Source organism: Pleomorphomonas oryzae DSM 16300, from assembly GCF_000422965.1.
In the GTDB taxonomy this organism is placed as follows: domain Bacteria; phylum Pseudomonadota; class Alphaproteobacteria; order Rhizobiales; family Pleomorphomonadaceae; genus Pleomorphomonas; species Pleomorphomonas oryzae.
In genome coordinates this window covers 541457-558449 of sequence record NZ_AUHB01000001.1, presented here as the reverse complement: position 1 = coordinate 558449, position 16993 = coordinate 541457, and the positions used below count along the sequence as shown (strand labels likewise).

At 62.2% G+C, this 16993-nt stretch carries 11 protein-coding genes; 6 read left to right on the top strand and 5 right to left on the bottom strand.

Features of this window, described 5'->3' with window-relative positions:
* Positions 1-173: 173 nt before the first annotated feature.
* From G522_RS0102580 to G522_RS0102570, 3 genes are all read right to left on the bottom strand, one after another.
* Complete coding sequence (locus G522_RS0102580) at positions 174-1469, bottom strand: NAD(P)/FAD-dependent oxidoreductase (RefSeq protein ID WP_245586573.1); 1296 nt, start codon at positions 1467-1469, stop codon at positions 174-176.
* 200 nt (positions 1470-1669) lie between these two features.
* The gene (locus G522_RS0102575) at positions 1670-3055 is read right to left on the bottom strand and encodes an aspartate aminotransferase family protein (RefSeq protein ID WP_026789712.1); all 1386 of its coding nucleotides are present in this window, start codon (positions 3053-3055) and stop codon (positions 1670-1672) included.
* A 106-nt stretch (positions 3056-3161) separates the two neighbouring features.
* Entirely contained in the window at positions 3162-4577 is a 1416-nt protein-coding gene (locus G522_RS0102570; protein ID WP_051228224.1) for a glutamine synthetase family protein, read from the bottom strand.
* Between the two features lie 372 nt (positions 4578-4949).
* Between G522_RS0102570 and G522_RS0102565 the strand changes: the two genes are divergently transcribed.
* From G522_RS0102565 to bfr, 5 genes are all read left to right on the top strand, one after another.
* Entirely contained in the window at positions 4950-6041 is a 1092-nt protein-coding gene (locus G522_RS0102565; RefSeq protein WP_036837869.1) for a polyamine ABC transporter substrate-binding protein, read from the top strand.
* A 219-nt stretch (positions 6042-6260) separates the two neighbouring features.
* Positions 6261-7412 carry an ABC transporter ATP-binding protein gene (locus tag G522_RS0102560; RefSeq protein WP_026789709.1) on the top strand — a complete coding sequence of 384 codons (1152 nt, stop codon included), beginning with the start codon at positions 6261-6263 and terminating at the stop codon, positions 7410-7412.
* Between the two features lie 35 nt (positions 7413-7447).
* Positions 7448-8332, top strand: a complete 885-nt coding sequence (locus tag G522_RS0102555) for an ABC transporter permease subunit (RefSeq protein ID WP_245586572.1) — start codon at positions 7448-7450, stop codon at positions 8330-8332.
* Positions 8333-8341: 9 nt separating this feature from the next.
* The gene (locus tag G522_RS0102550) at positions 8342-9163 is read left to right on the top strand and encodes an ABC transporter permease (protein ID WP_026789707.1); all 822 of its coding nucleotides are present in this window, start codon (positions 8342-8344) and stop codon (positions 9161-9163) included.
* Between the two features lie 192 nt (positions 9164-9355).
* A complete protein-coding gene (gene bfr / locus G522_RS0102545) occupies positions 9356-9841 on the top strand; it encodes a bacterioferritin (protein ID WP_026789706.1) in 486 nt (161 codons plus the stop codon).
* 38 nt (positions 9842-9879) lie between these two features.
* Here bfr and G522_RS28755 read toward each other — a convergent pair whose 3' ends face one another.
* Both G522_RS28755 and G522_RS0102535 read right to left on the bottom strand, forming a co-directional pair.
* Positions 9880-10173 carry a (2Fe-2S)-binding protein gene (locus G522_RS28755; RefSeq protein WP_051228139.1) on the bottom strand — a complete coding sequence of 98 codons (294 nt, stop codon included), beginning with the start codon at positions 10171-10173 and terminating at the stop codon, positions 9880-9882.
* 269 nt (positions 10174-10442) lie between these two features.
* Entirely contained in the window at positions 10443-14144 is a 3702-nt protein-coding gene (locus tag G522_RS0102535; protein WP_051228137.1) for a PAS domain-containing sensor histidine kinase, read from the bottom strand.
* A 688-nt stretch (positions 14145-14832) separates the two neighbouring features.
* Here G522_RS0102535 and G522_RS0102530 point away from each other — a divergent pair.
* Positions 14833-16932: a PTS sugar transporter subunit IIC/EAL domain-containing protein gene (locus G522_RS0102530; RefSeq protein WP_051228223.1), complete on the top strand. Its 2100-nt coding sequence runs from the start codon at positions 14833-14835 to the stop codon at positions 16930-16932.
* Positions 16933-16993: the final 61 nt, after the last annotated feature.

Genomic DNA, 16993 nt, shown 5'->3' with positions numbered 1-16993 from the left:
GTATCCGCAAAGGAACGATCCTGACTGACACATAGTCGATTGGCAGGCCAAGAGCCTGCGTCAGCATTTCAAAAAGCATGGCGGCGGCGGAAAAAACATCCCACCGCCGGCGAATTATTGAAAGACTACAAAGGATATAGGCTATTTGTCGCGGAAAACTGCACCACTTCACGTCAGATACTGTCGAGTAGCTTGAACCAGGTCATGGCGGCGACCAGCGTGGGCCAACGCAGCAGCGAGCCGCCCGGGAAGGGCAGCACCGGCACCTTGGCGAACACATCGAACCGGCCCATGGCGCCGCTCACCGCCTCGGCAATCACATGGCCGACGAAAGGCGCCAGCATCACTCCTTGTCCGGAATAGCCGGCCGCGATGAAGACATTGGGCTTCGGACGGCGGATGAACGGCATGCGGTTGAAGGTGATGCCGAGCGTGCCGCCCCAGGCGTGGCTGACCGACACATTGGCGAGCTTGGGATAGACGCGGGCGAGATGCGGCCGCACGAAGGCCGCGATATCCTCAGGGAAATCGTGGCTGTAGGTCTCGCCGCCACCGAAAACCAGCCGCCGGTCGGGCGTCTGGTGCCAGTAGTAGACGACGAAGCGGCTGTCGCTCACCGCCTCCTCGCCAGGAATCAGCACCTCGTCGAGCGGCTCGGTGGCGACCACGAAATTGTTGATCGGCAGCACGCGGGCGTCGGTCTCGGCGTCGAGGCCGCCGAGATAGCCGTTACCGGCGATGATCACCGTGTCGACCATTGCCTCGCCATCGGCGGTGACGACGATCGGCTTGGACGCGTGGCGGATTTCGATGACGCGGCTGTCTTCATGGAGCGTCGCGCCGGCGGCAACGGCCGCCTTGGCGAGACCGAGGGCGAATTTCAGCGGGTGCAGCTTGCCGCCCTGCGGGTCGAAACTGCCGGCGTGATAGACGTCGGTGCCGATCCGCCGCGCCGTCTCATCCCGATCGAGAAACTGACGTTCGATGCCCCACTTCCGCTGGAGGTGATCGACGTGTCGCTTTTCCGCGTCGACCCAGCGCGGCTTGTGAACGGTGTGGATGAGGCCCGGCCGGAAGTCGCAGTCGATGGCGTGGTCGCTGATCAGCCGGTCGAGATGGGCGCGCGCCTCGTCGGCGAGCCGCAGAAGGTCGCGCGTCGGTCCTTCGCCAATCCTTGCCGATAGCCAGTCCGGATCCTGCCGTTGGCCGGGATGAATCTGCCCGCCGTTGCGGCCCGAAGCGCCCCAGCCGATCTTGTTGGCCTCGATCACCACTACCTTATAGCCGGCCTTCGACAGGGAAAGCGCGGCGGAAAGGCCGGTATAGCCACCGCCGACAATGGCCACGTCGGCCCGGTGGTGGCCTTTCAACGCCGGATAGGTTGGAATATCGCCGACCGAGGCGGCATACCAGGAAGCGACGTGGGGGGCTCGCCCTTCGGCGGGCATGAAGGTTGGCGCGGAGAACATGCTGTTCGATCCAAAAGTTGTCTCTGCCTGAAGCCAGGCCGGACGTCGGTGGAAGGCCGGCCAACCTGCGCCACGGGGCCGTCCTCCCGGTCGCTTCAGCGTCGTCCGCGTCTTATCGGTCGCACCCTATCTGAAACAATCGGGACTGCGTAATCCGAAAGTTGGGCAGCGCGGTTACCGCCGCCCAGCCGGTGGCATGTTCAGCCCATCAGGCCGTCGCGCTTCAGGTCGGCATGTGTCATGTCGAGCGTCAGGGTGGCAAGACGGATCAACTCGTCAGCCTCTCCATGGGTGAGCACGAAGGGCGGTGCGATGACCATGCTGTCATGAACATGGCGCATCACCAGGCCGTTTCGGAAGGAATGTTCGCGGCAGCGCAGACCGATGCTGCCGTTGCCGGCAAAGCGCCGGCGTGAGGGTTTTGCCGGAACCAGTTCCAATGCCCCCATCAAGCCGGTCATACGCGCCTCGCCGACCAGCGGATGGTCGCCGAGCTTCAGCCAGCGTTCGCGGAGATAGGGGCCGATGTCGTCGCGGACACGCTCCACCAGTTTCTCCTCGCGCAGGATCTTGAGATTGGCGATCGCCGCCGCCGCGCAGACCGGATGAGCCGAGTAGGTGAAACCGTGGTTGAACTCGCCGGTGTCCTCGATCACCCCGGCCACCTTGTCGGAAACCAGCACACCGCCGATCGGCAGGTAACCGGAGGACAGACCTTTGGCGATCGGCATCAGATCGGGCTTCATGCCGAAATGCTCGGCGCCGAACCAACTGCCGAGCCGGCCGAAGCCGCAGATGACCTCGTCGGAGACGAACAGGATATCGCGCTCGCGGCAGATGCGGGCGACCTCCGGCCAATAGGTGTCCGGTGGAATGATCACGCCACCGGCCCCCTGGATCGGTTCGGCGATGAAGGCGGCGACCTTGTCTTCGCCGATCTGATCGATCGCGGCTTCAAGCTCGCGCGCCGCCTTGAGGCCGAACTCGGCCGGCGTCAGATCGCCGCCCTCATCGAACCAATAGGGCTGGCCGATGTGGTGGATGCCGGGGATGGGCAATCCGCCTTGGGCATGCATCGGCGTCATGCCGCCGAGCGAGGCGCCGGCCACCGTCGAGCCGTGATAGGCATTGCGGCGAGCGATGATCGTCTGCTTGTCCGGCTTGCCGAGCGTCGCCCAATAGGTCCGCACCATTCGGAGCATGGTGTCGTTGGCCTCGGAGCCCGAGCCGCAGAAGAATACGCGGTTGAAGCCTTCGGGTGTCACCTCGGCAATCAGCGCGGCGAGTTCGACCGCCGGCGGATGCGTCGTCTTGAAGAACGTATTGTAGTAGGAAATCTCGGCCATCTGCTGCTGCACGGCCTCGGCGATTTCCGGCCGACCATGGCCGATATTGACGCACCACAGACCCGACATGCCGTCGAGAATGCGGTTGCCGTCGCTGTCCGTCAGCCAGACGCCTTCGCCTTTGACGATGACTCTGACGCCACCGGCGTTGAGCGAGCGGGTATCCGAGAATGGATGCAGATGATGTGCTGCGTCGAGGGCGCGGTAATGATCGGTCGGATAGGTATTGTGAATGAGCATGAAAGCCTCGGAATAAAGGCAGCCGGGTCGGGTGAACGGCGAAACATTGAGGGCGGAACCGGCACCCTTGCTCAGGATGCCGGCGCCTCCAGCGTGGACAATATCCTCACACCGCCAGCAGGAGATGCTGTCGCTCCCAGCTGGAAATGACGTTCATGAAAGTCTCGTATTCCTGCTGCTTGATCGCCCTGTAGGTGGCCATGAAGCGCGGGCCGAAGACATCGGCCAGATCGCTGCTGTCTTCGAACAGCGCTAGTGCCTCCAGGAGGCCGCGCGGCAGGCCGAACGGCAGATCGCGAGCCGATCCCGAGATGGGTTCCTCCGGCGCCAGCCGCTGTTGCATGCCGAGAAGACCGCAGGCCAGCGAGGCGGCGACAGCGAGATAGGGGTTGGCGTCCGAGGACGGCACCCGGTTTTCGACGCGCCGCGAGCCCGGCCCAGAATTGGGCACCCGGATGCCGACGGTCCGATTGTCGTAGCCCCAATGAACGTTGATGGGCGCCGCCGTGCCGCGTGTTAGCCGGCGGAAGGAATTGACGTAAGGGGCGAGGATGCACATCACCGCCGGCAGAAATCTCTGAAGGCCGGCAATGAAGGAGAAGAAGGCGGGCGTCGGGTTGCCCTCTTCATCGGAGAAGACGTTGCGACCGGTTTCGATATCCACCACCGACTGGTGGATATGCATGGCCGAACCCGGTTCTCGGCTCATCGGCTTGGCCATGAAGGTGGCGTACATCTTGTGCCGTAAGGCCGCCTCGCGGATCGTCCGCTTGAAGGTGAACACCTGATCGGCAAGGGCGAGCGGATCACCGTGGCGGAGATTGATCTCCATCTGCGCCGCGCCTTCCTCGTGGATCAGCGTATCGATCTCCAGGCCCTGTTTTTCGGAGAATTCGTAGATGTCGTCGAACAGGTCGTCGAACTCGTTGACGTGCTGGATCGAATAGGACTGCCGGCTCGCCTCTGCGCGACCAGAACGGCCGATCGGCGGCTCGAGCGGATAATCAGGATCGAGGTTCTGCTTGACGAGATAGAACTCGATTTCCGGCGCCACCACCGCGCGCAGGCCTTCGCGCTCGTAAAGACCGATGATCTTTCTGAGGATCTGTCGCGGCCCGAGGTCGAACGCCCGGCCGTCTCGGTGGAAGGCGTCGTGGATGATCTGTGCGGTGGGCTCCGACGCCCAGGGCACGGCGGTCAGCGTCGAGAAGTCCGGCTTCAGGAACACGTCGCCGTCCGATGGGTCGTGCTGGAAGGCATCATCCTCTTCGGGATACTCGCCGGTGATCGTCGTGGTGAACACGGACGATGGCATCGACATGACGGTCGAGGAGAAGAACTTGTCCGCCGGCATCAGTTTGCCGCGGGCGACGCCGGCAAGATCCGGCGTGATGCATTCGATGTCCTCGATGCCCCGCTCCTTGAGCCAGGTTTTTGCCTCGGCGAGCGTATCGACGCCCCGCTCCGGCTTGTGTTCGCCGACCCTCGGCGCGTCCTTGGGTTCGGTCGAAATCAGACTCATGATTGCTTTCTTTCGTTGCTGGCGCGCGAAGGCGGGAGCCTCTTCCATCCCGCCCGTCCGAACGCACGCCTTTGTGTTTCGGAAAATGCAGACCCCGTTATTTGTGATGATATTTTCCGGTTGGCGCAATTGCATTTTCGCCGGGTTCGCCGCGATGGGTGGTGAGAAAATGCCATGCGCTAGAAAATAGGCAGCAACCAGTTGTCGTCATCTCGCCGCTGTGCATAAATGCGCCCGACCGCCGTGTGCGTAGAACGCCGGATTCCCCCAGTCGTTCTATTGCAAAAGCGCCGGAGCTGGACCGACCCCGCCGGCTTCGCCATTGCGAAGACCAAGGGGCGGCCGCGACAGGGGACAGGGAGCATGACGAAAATGGTGAGACAGCGTCTTCTGGGTGCCGCCGCGCTGACGATCGCGCTCGCGACGGGCGCCGTGGCCGAGGACAAGGTTGTCAACGTCTACAACTGGTCCGACTACATCGACGAATCCGTGCTGCAGGAGTTCACCAAGGAGACCGGCATCAAGGTGGTCTACGACGTGTTCGACAATCAGGACATCGTCGAGACCAAGATGCTGGCCGGCGGCTCGGGCTATGACGTGGTGGTCATCACCGGTCCGTTCCTGGCGCGGCAGATTGCAGCGGGCGTCTACCAGCCGCTCGACAAGTCCAAGCTGCCCAACCTTTCCAACATGTGGCCAGAAGTGATGAGCCGCGTCGCCCAATACGATCCGGGCAACCAGTACGGCATCGATTATATGTGGGGCACCACCGGCATTGGCTACAACGTCGACAAGATCAAGGCGATCATGCCCGACGCGCCGGTCAATAGCTGGGACATGGTGTTCAAGCCGGAGATCATCTCGAAGTTCAAGGACTGTGGTGTGCAGTTCCTCGATGCGTCCGAGGAGCTGATCCCTGCGGCGCTCAAGTATCTCGGCAAGAACCCGGACTCCAAGGACCCTGCCGACATGGAGGCAGCGGGCAAGCTGCTCGCTTCGGTCAAGCCTTACGTCCAGAAATTCCATTCGTCTGAATATATCAATGCACTCGCCAACGGCGACATCTGCGTTGCCGTCGGTTATTCCGGCGACATCCTGCAAGCGCGCAACCGGGCGAAGGATGCCAAGAACGGCGTGACCATCAACTATGTCATCCCCAAGGAAGGCGCCAACATGTGGTTCGACATCATGGCGATCCCCAAGGATGCGCCGAACCCCGACGCCGCGCATGCCTTCATGAACTTCATGATGAAGCCTGAAATCATCGCCAAGTCGACCAACTACGTCGCTTATGCCAACGGCAATCTCGCCTCGCAGAAGTTCGTCGATCCGGCCATTCTGGCGGATACTTCGATCTATCCCAACAAGGACACGCTGGCCAACCTGTTCTCGACCACACCCTACGACGCCAAGGCTCAGCGGGTGCTGACCCGCGTCTGGACGTCGGTCAAGACGGGCATGTGATGCTTTGGGGCGCCGTTCAACGCGGCGTCCCATCTTCGGGCCAGAGCTCCTACGTGCCTGACGCGGATGGGAAATTTATGTACCCGATATGCCAATGCGCCGGCGTTCTGGCAAGTTGACACAAGGAACTGTCGAAAAGCGCCCGGCCCTCTGGCCGGGTGCTTGCATGTGACGGGTCATGGTGGCACGTCAGGCTTGGTGGAAACGAGGGTTCCGAAGATGATCGAGGCGGTTGGGCCGATCAAGCGCAAGTTTGCTCCCTGGGACGATCCGACGCTCAAGCCGTTCATCCGCTTTGAGAACGTCACCAAGCGCTTCGGCGACTTTACCGCCGTCGACAATCTGACCCTCGACATCTACGAGCGCGAGTTCTTTGCGCTGCTGGGGCCGTCGGGCTGCGGCAAGACGACGCTGATGCGCATGCTTGCCGGCTTCGAACAGCCGACCGAGGGGCGCATTCTTCTTGACGGCAAGGACCTGTCCGGCATTCCGCCCTATAAGCGGCCGGTCAACATGATGTTTCAGTCCTACGCGCTGTTCCCACATATGACGGTGGAGGGCAACATCGCCTTCGGCCTCAAGCAGGAGGGCATGGACACTTCCAGTATCAATACCCGCGTCGCTGAAATGCTCAGCCTGGTCAAGCTCGAGAAGTTCGCCAAGCGCAAGCCGCATCAGCTTTCCGGCGGCCAGCGTCAGCGCGTGGCGCTGGCCCGTTCGCTGGCCAAGCGCCCGAAGGTGCTGCTGCTTGATGAGCCGCTCGGCGCGCTCGACAAGAAGCTGCGCGAGGAAACGCAGTTCGAACTGATGGACATCCAGGTCGAGCTCGGCATGACCTTCCTGATCGTCACCCACGACCAGGAAGAGGCGATGACGGTTTCCGACCGCATTGCCGTCATGAACCACGGCATCATCGCCCAGATCGGCACCGCTTCTGAGATCTATGAACAGCCTGCCACGCGCTACGTTGCCGATTTCATCGGGGACATCAACCTGATCGACGGCACGGTGTCGGCCGTGAAGGATGGCATTGCCACACTTCACAGCGCCAGCGTCGATGCCACCATCATGGCCGAGACCGGAACGGGCGAGGTCGCCGTCGGCGCTGAGGCGGGCTTTGCCATTCGGCCCGAGAAGGTCCAGATTTCGCTGGAAGCGCCTCCGGCCGGCACGCCCAATGTGCTCTCCGGCGAAGTTTGGGACATCGGCTACCTCGGCGATATCTCGGTTTACCGCGTCCGTCTGGCCGGTGGCTCCATCGTCAAAGCGACGGTTGCCAACCTGACACGCATGGTCGAACGGCCGATCACCTGGGAAGACAAGGTGTATCTGACCTGGCCGGCCGACGCCGGCATCATCCTGCTGAAATGAAGGAACGGGCTATGGCGGAGCGCGGGACGCAAGGAATGAGGCCCTTTGTCGCCAAATGGGCGCTGGTGGCGGTTCCCTATCTGTGGAGCCTGATGTTCTTCCTCGCGCCGTTCCTGATCATCCTCAAGATATCGCTGTCACAGACGGCGATCGCCATGCCGCCCTATACGCCGGTCATCAACACGCTCGGCGAGTTCTGGTCGAAGCTGACGGACTTCTCTCTCGACAACTACATGTTCCTCGGCGAGGACCCGCTTTACTATTCGGCCTATCTCTCCAGCCTTCGGATCGCGCTGATATCGACGGTGCTGCTGCTGATCGTCGGCTACCCGATCGCCTATGGCATGGCCCGCGCGCCCAAGAGCGTGCGCAACGCGTTGGTCATGGCGGTGATCCTGCCGTTCTGGACCAGCTTCCTGATCCGCGTCTACGCCTGGATCGGCATCCTGAAGCCGGAGGGTCTGATCACCATCGCCCTGCAGGGGCTGGGAATCCTTGGCCCGGGCGAACAGATCCACATCTACAACACCGAGACTGCCGTCTTCATCGGTATCGTCTATTCCTATCTGCCCTTCATGGTGCTGCCGCTCTACGCCGCCCTCGAAAAGCTGGACGCGACACTCCTCGAAGCGGCTGCCGATCTCGGCTGCCCGCCCATGAAGTCCTTCTGGGTGATCACCTTCCCGCTGTCGCTGCCGGGCGTCATCGCCGGCTGCTTCTTGTGCTTCATTCCGATCGTCGGCGAGTTCGTCATCCCCGATCTGCTCGGCGGATCCGGAACGCTGATGATCGGCAAGACGCTGTGGGCCGAGTTCTTCAACAATCGCGACTGGCCGGTCTCCTCGGCGGTGGCTGTGGTGCTGCTGATCATCCTGGTGGTGCCGATCGTCATCTTCCAGAACCAGCAGAAGAAGGCTTGAGGGAGCGCCATGAACAAGACGACGAGCTGGTTCAATGTCACCTCGCTGGTGCTGGGCTTCGCCTTCCTCTACGTGCCGATCCTCATCCTGGTGGTCTATTCGTTCAACGCCTCGAAGCTGGTGACGGTCTGGGGCGGCTTCTCATCGCGCTGGTACGTCGAGTTGTTGCATGATGAGGCGATCATCGACGCCGCCTGGGTGACCATTCGCGTCGGCATTCTCTCGGCCTCGTTCGCCACTGTCCTCGGCACCATGGCGGCTCTGGTGCTCGATCGTTACAACAAGTTCCACGGTCGTGCCCTGTTCTCGGGCATGGTCTATGCCCCCCTGGTCATGCCGGAGGTCATTACCGGCCTGTCGCTTCTCCTGCTGTTCGTCGCCGTCGGCTTCGATCGCGGCTTCTGGACCGTAGTCATCGCCCATACGACGCTCACCATGTGCTTCGTCGCCGTGGTGGTGCAGTCGCGTCTCGTCACGCTCGACCGCAGCCTGGAGGAGGCGGCCCTCGATCTCGGCTGCCCGCCGGTAAAGACCTTCTTCCTGATTACCTTGCCGCTGATCCTCCCCGGCGTTGTCGCCGGATGGATGCTGGCCTTCACGCTGTCGCTCGACGATCTGGTGATCGCCTCCTTCAACACCGGCCCCGGCGCCACTACGTTGCCGATCAAGATCTATTCGATGGTCCGCCTCGGCGTGACGCCGGAAATCAATGCCATCTCAACCATCCTGATCTCGGTGATCGCCGTTGGCGTTATCGTGGCCTCGGTTATTTCGCACCGTTCGCAGGTGGAGAAAGAGAAAGCCGAGCGCGCGGTCTTCCTCGCCGGTTGAGCTCCGGCGCCGGAGCCCGTTTACGCCTTCGGCAAATCCGGGTCGAGGATACCGACCTCGGGTCAATTGCCAACGCTAGCCATTTGCTTCTAGTTTGATTTCGGGTGAGCCGGACGGGGCGCCCACCTGAAGACAGCTTGCATTTCTTGCGACTTACCGTAAGTTAGAAGAATTCTAACCAAGGAGGTTTTCATGCGTGGGAATGAGAAAGTCATTGAGCGTCTCAACGAGGCGCTTTTCCTCGAACTCGGCGCGGTCAACCAATATTGGCTTCATTACCGGCTCCTCGATGACATGGGCGTCACCAAGTTCGCCAAGAAGGAGCGCGAGGAATCGATCGAGGAAATGCATCACGCCGACCGGCTGATTTCCCGCATCATCTTCCTTGAGGGACATCCGAACCTTCAGACCATTCCGCCGCTGCGTATCGGCCAGACCGTGCGTGAAATTCTCGAGGCGGATCTGGCCGGCGAGATCGACGCGCGCAACTCCTACCGTGCCTCGCGCCTGCTCTGCGCCGAGGAAGGCGATTACGTCTCGATGGAGTTGTTCACCGACCTTTTGAAGGATGAGGAAGGCCACATCGATTTCCTGGAGTCGCAGATCTCGCTCTACGACAAGATCGGTGAGGTCGCCTACATCCAGCTCAACGCCGACAGCACCGACAAGGTCGACTGATAGAAGCGTTCCCGGCTGGGTCGTTTCACCGCCGATGCTCAGGCATTGGCGGCGATACGACGGCGTTGCTGCATGCTGTCGCGATAGGCGCGCTGCTGCTCGACGATCTGCTGGCGACGTTCGGCGAGGTCATCACCGGCGAGCCGCTTTTCGATATGCGCGTTGATCACGTCGATGGCGAGAGGAAAGCAGCCGCAGCAGCGGCCGCGCGTTCCGAGGCGGCGATAGACGAGGCCGGGCGTGATAACGCGGAGGGGCATCTCGGCAAGGAGTTCGTCGACAGCTCCCTGGATGTCTTCGACGGTCAAAACATTGCAGTGACAGACGATCATCGATGAACTCCGGGGCGCCATTGGCGACGCCTGTAGCTCTCCGCGTTTCCGCTGGAACGGCGGGAAATGTCCCTTGTTGCCGCGCCTTTGTTGATAATCATTCTCAATTTCATTTTCAAGCACGTGGAACTCCGCACGCGGCGCTGCAGGCCTGCCGGGCGATGAGCGCAGGGCTCAATTTCGTCTGATTTTCATGACCAAGCGATGCAAAACACCCGGCGGATAGGTCCGCCGGGTGCTGCATTTTCGCAGTTTGTCTTACCGTTTGGTTATTCGGCGAGGACTCGTGTCGAGGGGAAGGTGATCTGGATCATCGTGCCCTGACCGGGTGTCGAGTCGATCTGGAAGGCGGCGCGGTTGGCTTCGACCAGCGCCTTGGTCAGCGGCAGGCCGAGGCCGGTGCCGCCGCCGGTCCGCGAGGTCGACAACTGGCGGAACGGTTCCATGGCCTTGACGATGTCGCCCTCGCTCATGCCCTGGCCGGTATCGCGCACCCTGAGCACCACCTCGCCGGATTCCTCATAGAGCGTCGAGACGATCACCTGTCCGCCCGCCGAGTTGAACTTCACGGCGTTGGACAGAAGGTTCAGGATGATCTGGCGAAGGCTGCGATTGTCGGCCACCACCGGCGGCAGACTGGACGACAACGAGGTACGGATGATGATCCGCTCGCGGTTGGCCTGCGGCTGCATCAGCGCAGCGCATTCCCGCACCACATCGTTGAGCCCCACCGCTTCGAACGTCAGCTCGAGCTTGCCCGCCTCGATCTTCGAGAGATCCAGGAGGTCGTTGACGAGGCTCATGATGTGAGTGCCCGACACGTGGATGTCGCGTAGGTATTCCTTGTAACGGTCGTTACCGACCGGGCCGAAGCGCTCTTCCATCATCACTTCGGAGAAGCCGATGATGGCATTGAGCGGCGTGCGGATCTCATGGCTCATCTTGGCCAGGAAGTCGGACTTCTGCGACGAGGCGTTTTCCGCTGCCTTCTTCGCCGAGGTCAGCTCCTCCTCCGCCCGTTTCCACTGGGTAATGTCCCGCAGCACGGCGCAGAACTTGGTCGCCGACACGCGGCCGATGGTCATGAACAGCGGCACCAGACCACCGCCGGCAACGCGGCCGATTACCTCGCGCCCATCGTTGAGCACGCTGGAAAGCGCATTGCGGCTGAGGCCGTCGAGGTAGTCGAGGGCCGAGCGGTGGCTTTCCGGCGCCAGAAGGTCGACGAAGGCCATGCCGATCATGTGCGACCGTTCGTTGCCGAACAGCGCTTCGGCCGATCTGTTGGCGCCGATCACCAGCCCCTTCTGATCGAGCACCAGTACGCCGTCGGTAGCGGTGTCGAGAATGGCCTCCATGTCCTCTGTGCGCTGCTCGGCGGTGGCGAGGCGATCTCGACTGGTTGTCGCGACCGTTTCCTGCACGACCAGCAGAGAGGCGATTCCTCCCTCCATCGGCATGGAGTGCAACCGCGCCGACACGGGAATCTCCACGCCATCGCGCCGGCGAATGGCGGGAATGGCCGCATCTCGATTGAGCGCCGCCCCTTCAAAGACCTGAGCAAAGCCGCCGTCGGCATCGATCGCGGCAACGTCGGGATAGCCGCAGAGATCGAGAAAAGCCTTGTTGGCATGGATGATGTCGCCGCCTCGCAGGATGGCAAGCGCTATCGGCAACTTGTCCAGCAGGGCGATGTCGACCGTCGGGCCGGTATCCGCCGGCACCTCCGCCTTGCGCTCCACCACCGGTCCTTGCGGAACGATGGCGCGGCTGGCGGAATCGGAAAGGATACGCGGGCCGAAGGCATCGGCCAGCGCCTCGGCGATCTTGTCGAAGGCGTCGCGCTCGGGCTTGGAAAGCGCTCGCGCCTTGTCGCCCGTCAGGCTGGCAAAAGTGCGGTGTGGCTCCACTGGCGACGACACGACTTCGGGAACCGACGGAACGGCCGGTTCGGGATCGGCCACATCTACCGCTTCTTCTTCCGGCGGTGGCGTTATGAGTGGCAACGGTTCCTGCAATTCGTCCGTCTCGGCCGACGGCTCTTCGGCAACGACAGGCTCGCCACCAGCGTTGTCTGCCGGCGTAGAATCCTGACTTTCAGGAACAGCCTCGACGGGTTCGTCGGTCACCGGCTCCGCCGCTTCCGGAGCAAGCTCTTCAGCGGAAACGATCGACTCGGAAGGAGTGGCCTCCAAGACAACTTCAGTTGGTTCGTCTGGCTCCCCGGGGGCTTCTTCTTCCGAAGCGACCTCGCCGTCAGCAGCGGACGGGTCGAGATGTTCGGAGGCCGTATCTACCTCAGCATCCGATAGGTCGGATTCGCCGGAATTGCCGTCTTCGGCGACATTGTCCGCCTCGACCTGATCGAGCTCTTCCACCGCTTCCGGGGCGGTGTTTTCGGGCTCGGTGACGACTTCCGTGATAGGCGCTATCGGCTCCTCCGACACGGTTTCATCTATTGTCGGAGATAGATCGCCGAAGCTCTCGAGCGCTGCGGCGGGTGCCTGTTCGGGGGCGATATCGTCGACGACGGGGAGTACTGCCGGCTCAGCCGACATGTCAGTCCCGTCTGCCGGTTGCATTTCGTCAACGATCGGCAGCGGAGCCGCGCCATCCGGTTCGGAGAGGATGATCGGCTCGGCTGGCACCGGTGCCTCGAAGGCGGCCCCCGTCTTCAGGACGCCGAAGCCGCGATAACCCCGGAACGACCGCTCGCGGCCGAACACCGGCATGCCGGCCAGATCGGCTGGTACGCGCAGGTTTTCACCTTCCACCGGCCAGTCGACGGTAAGGCCGGTGAAAGTATCGCGACGACCAAGCGCCTCGGCGATCCGACCACCCGGATCGAACTCGAGACGACCGGCGACCTCCGTCCAGCTACGACCGAGAATGTCGGCCATGCCTGGGCCAACCGTGGCCGCAAGATCGGACGAAACAAAAGTGAAGGCGAGCTGCGGATCCAGCTCGAAAACGAAGCGCACGGCACGACCATGCGCCGGGAAGGTAAAGGTGGGCGCCGCCGGCGCCTCGACCGGTTCGGGCGATGCTTCTTCAGCGGTCGCCTCGTCATGTTCGGCCACTTCGGACGGAATGACTTCGATGGGCGTCTCGGCAGGTTCATTCGGCTCGGATGGCACGGCCGTCTCGGCGACTGTGGTCGTCTCGACGGGCTCGGATAACCTCTCTTCAGGAAGGACCTCCAGCAGCGCTGCCGGTTCTTCCTCGATCGCCTTTACGCTCTCGGTTAGGTCCTCGTGAACGGTGATCGCGGCGTCAGCGGCTGGTTCCGGCGACGCTTCCTCGGGAGAGGGTTCAGCCGCGTTGAAAGGTATTTCCTCCGAAGCGGCGTCGATAACTTCGGGAACCGTCGCGTCGGCAACCGACTCATCATTTTCCGCCGCCGGGGCGAACGCCATTTCTTCAGATGCCGCTTCGGCCGGCTCGACCATGTCCGTATCAGCCAAATCGTCGGCGTCCGTGGGGACGACGGCAGGAACGGCAGCGATATTCTCGACAGGCTCAGGGTCCGGCTCTGGCGTTGTCTCCGGTACGGCGGTTGCCGCCAAGGTGGCGAAAGCGGCGGTCGGGTCGCCGACGAACGACCCCGTACCATCGACGATGGTCAGCAGGATGGCCTTGATGCCGTCCGCTGTCACCCGGCTTGCTTTGCAGACCGTTGGACGCGGCAACAAACCGCGCTGGAGCGGCAACCGTTCGATACGGTCCTGACCGCTGGCCAACGTGTCGTCCAGCGCGGTGATGCGGCGGGCGAAGGGCGATGCGGCCGAAAAGCGCAATGCCGTCAGCTTTTCGACCGTTGCGATTCCGAAGAATGCCGCGCCAGCGGCGTTGGCCCAGAGTAGGCGACAGCCGGTTCGGTCGACGACCAGGGACGGCCGGGTGTCGGCAATGAGCGCCCCGACGTTTTCCGTCTGGCTCAAAACTCTGAACAGATCTGCTCCGCCGGACATGTCGCGTCTCCACCTTTCCCGACATCGGGGCGTCACGACCAGTGGCGCCGGCAGAACAAGTCCGCCTATCCAACCAATCGACCGAGCCGAATAACGAAAAGCCGGCCCGTACAGCTTCTCCAGTCAACCATATGTTAATAATATGGCCCCGATGCGAGCGCTACAGTCGATTTCAAGGCTATGCCGGCAACCTCTCAATAACCTTAACTTCAAGATCCCACGAAATTCCTCGTTACACCGATTGTCGCCGGACGGCTTGCGTCCACCGGTGGAACATCTTTTCGCGTCAATGAGATGCACGCGTGAGAGCCGCATAGCGATGCAATGCCTTTGCCTAAAGTGCGGAATTCTCCGGAAAATGACGCTCTTGCTCCGAACAATCGTTTCAGCCTTGTGAGTGGCCTGTCCCTTGTCGCCGAAATACTCGCTTTCGTTGAACAATAGGGGCCTTCGTCTACCTATTCAGTATTTCGGCAACGATTTTAGTCAAGGATGCCGACCCAGGCCGCTGTCGAAGAAGTGCAGCGACAGCGCTACGGGGCGGGCGACAGCCATGACAGATGAGCCGATCGCAGATGAGAGACATGCGGGAGCAGCGGCCATGCAACCGGGCCCGGTGTCCGTGTCAGCCGTTCCCGACGCCGGGAATACTCGATCGTCCGGCCGCCAATCCTTTTCGATTGTCGAGATGATGGGTCGCTTTGCTGCCTGGCCCCTGATGACCGCTCTCCGACGTGCGCTGCTGCTGTCGCTGCCGCTCGTACTGGTCGGCGCCTTCGCTCTCTTCATCTCCGCGCTGACTTCCCTTCCCATCGCGGCCGCGCTCCCGGTCGAAACGGTGGGAACCATACGCGCGGTCTGCGACGTCGTTGTTCAGGGCACCTTCGGCCTCGTCGCTCTGGTCGTGGTCATCGGCTTTCCCTATTCCTTCGCCAGCTTGACGAAGCCGGCCGTCGATCGGCACCCGGTCAATCCGGCAAGTGCTTCAATCGTGGCGCTCTCCTGCTTTTTCATTGTTGTGGCGCCCGATACGCTCGATCACTGGAAAGAAGCCCTTTCATCCTCGCGCGGGTTGCCGGCGGCACTGGTTGTCGCGGTCGGAGCCAGCTGCCTCTTTCTATACCTTGCAAGGCGTTCGCTCTTCCGCTTCCGGCTCAGCGGATTCGGCGCGGATCCGCTGGTCGGAGATCTTCTGTGCATCTTGCCGGCCGCAGTGGTCACCATCGCAGCCTTCGCTACGATCCGGCAGGTACAGCTCGACCTCGGTGGACCGGATCTGACAACAGCCCTGTCGGCAGCCATATCGGCCCCTTTTGTCGATGCCAAGCCATCGGCATTCCTGGCTGTGAGCTATACGCTGCTCAGCCAGGTGATCTGGTTCCTGGGCGGACACGGCGCCAACATGATGGGGCCGGTGCTGCAGCAGATCGTCACGTCGGCCAGCATGGTCGACCCCGGCGCGGGCGGCCAGACTCAGGTCATCACCTGGTCGTTCTTTTCGGTCTACAGCGGCCTAGGCGGTTCTGGTTCGACGCTCTGCCTGATCATCGCTTTGCTGTTTGCCGATCGCGAACCTTCGGTCCGTCGCCTCGCCTGGCTGTCGCTCCTGCCGGCACTGATCAATGTCAACGAACCCCTGGTGTTCGGCCTGCCGTTGATTCTGAACCCGATCTACGCCATCCCCTTCATCCTGACGCCAGCTATCCTTGCATTGCTCGGCTATTTTGCGACGCTTATTGGCTTCGTGCCGGTCGCCAGCCATGCTGTTTCCTGGACGATGCCACCGCTCCTGAGTGGCTATCTCACCACCGGGTCGCCTGCCGGCACTGTAGTACAGCTCATGGCGCTGGCGGCCGGCACCCTCATTTACTGGCCTTTCGTGCGCATCGCCGCGCGGGTGCGGCTCGCCGCCAACGCCAAGGCCATGCAGACGCTGCTCGATGCGGCCGAATCCGATGAGATCGTGCAGGGGTACCGGCTGATTGATCTGCCGGGGACCGCCGGGCGCTTCGCCAGCGCACTGGCCAGCGATCTCAACGATGCGCTTGGGTCGGACCGGATCTACCTTCATTATCAGCCGCAAGTCTGCATCGATGAGCGAAGGGTGTTTGGCGTCGAGGCGCTGCTGCGTTGGAATCACGAGGTCTACGGCCTTATCCCGCCTTCGGTAACGGTGGCGCTGGCCGAGGATATGGGTGTCATCGACCAGTTGGGCGAGCGGGTTCTCCGCCTCGCTTGCCGTCAGCGCGCGGCGTGGCGCGGCTTCGTACCTGCCGATCTGATCGTCTCGGTCAACATATCGCCGCATCAACTGCGAAAGGCCGATTTCGACCGGACGGTTCTGAAAATCCTCGATGAGGAAGGGCTGGCGCCCGATCTTCTCGAGCTCGAAATCACCGAGTCCACCTCGCTGACGCCCGCCGTTCAAGCGCTCGGCGCCCTGCTTCGTCTGCGCAGCGTCGGTGTCCGCATCGCACTTGATGATTTCGGCATGGGGCATACGTCCCTGCATTATCTGCGCGAGCTGCCGCTCGACACGCTCAAGATCGACCGCTCTCTCACCTTTACCAGCCAAGGCGATCTCAACGAGCACGTGATCCGGTCGATCATTGCGCTCAGCCGTACGCTCGGCCTCCGGGCGGTGGTGGAGGGCATCGAACAGCCCGAGCAACTGCCGAAGTTCATCGACCTCGGCTGCGGCCGTTTCCAGGGCTATCTTTTCTCCCAGCCGCTCGGGAGCGGGCCGTGTCTCGACTACATCAGAGCCAACACCGGCGTCGCTGCCTGAAGGCGGTCGGCTGCGATGGCTGTTGCCAAAGCCGGGACAGCGGCGCGCGATCCCCGCGCAA

Coding starts and splice junctions, on each gene's coding strand:
- G522_RS28755 (WP_051228139.1), bottom strand. CDS start 10,173: ATGATCGTCTGTCACTGCAATGTTTTGACCGTCGAAGACATCCAGGGA.
- G522_RS0102570 (WP_051228224.1), bottom strand. CDS start 4,577: ATGAGTCTGATTTCGACCGAACCCAAGGACGCGCCGAGGGTCGGCGAA.
- G522_RS0102535 (WP_051228137.1), bottom strand. CDS start 14,144: ATGTCCGGCGGAGCAGATCTGTTCAGAGTTTTGAGCCAGACGGAAAAC.
- G522_RS0102555 (WP_245586572.1), top strand. CDS start 7,448: ATGAGGCCCTTTGTCGCCAAATGGGCGCTGGTGGCGGTTCCCTATCTG.
- G522_RS0102575 (WP_026789712.1), bottom strand. CDS start 3,055: ATGCTCATTCACAATACCTATCCGACCGATCATTACCGCGCCCTCGAC.
- G522_RS0102550 (WP_026789707.1), top strand. CDS start 8,342: ATGAACAAGACGACGAGCTGGTTCAATGTCACCTCGCTGGTGCTGGGC.
- G522_RS0102560 (WP_026789709.1), top strand. CDS start 6,261: ATGATCGAGGCGGTTGGGCCGATCAAGCGCAAGTTTGCTCCCTGGGAC.
- G522_RS0102565 (WP_036837869.1), top strand. CDS start 4,950: ATGGTGAGACAGCGTCTTCTGGGTGCCGCCGCGCTGACGATCGCGCTC.
- G522_RS0102580 (WP_245586573.1), bottom strand. CDS start 1,469: ATGTTCTCCGCGCCAACCTTCATGCCCGCCGAAGGGCGAGCCCCCCAC.
- bfr (WP_026789706.1), top strand. CDS start 9,356: ATGCGTGGGAATGAGAAAGTCATTGAGCGTCTCAACGAGGCGCTTTTC.
- G522_RS0102530 (WP_051228223.1), top strand. CDS start 14,833: ATGATGGGTCGCTTTGCTGCCTGGCCCCTGATGACCGCTCTCCGACGT.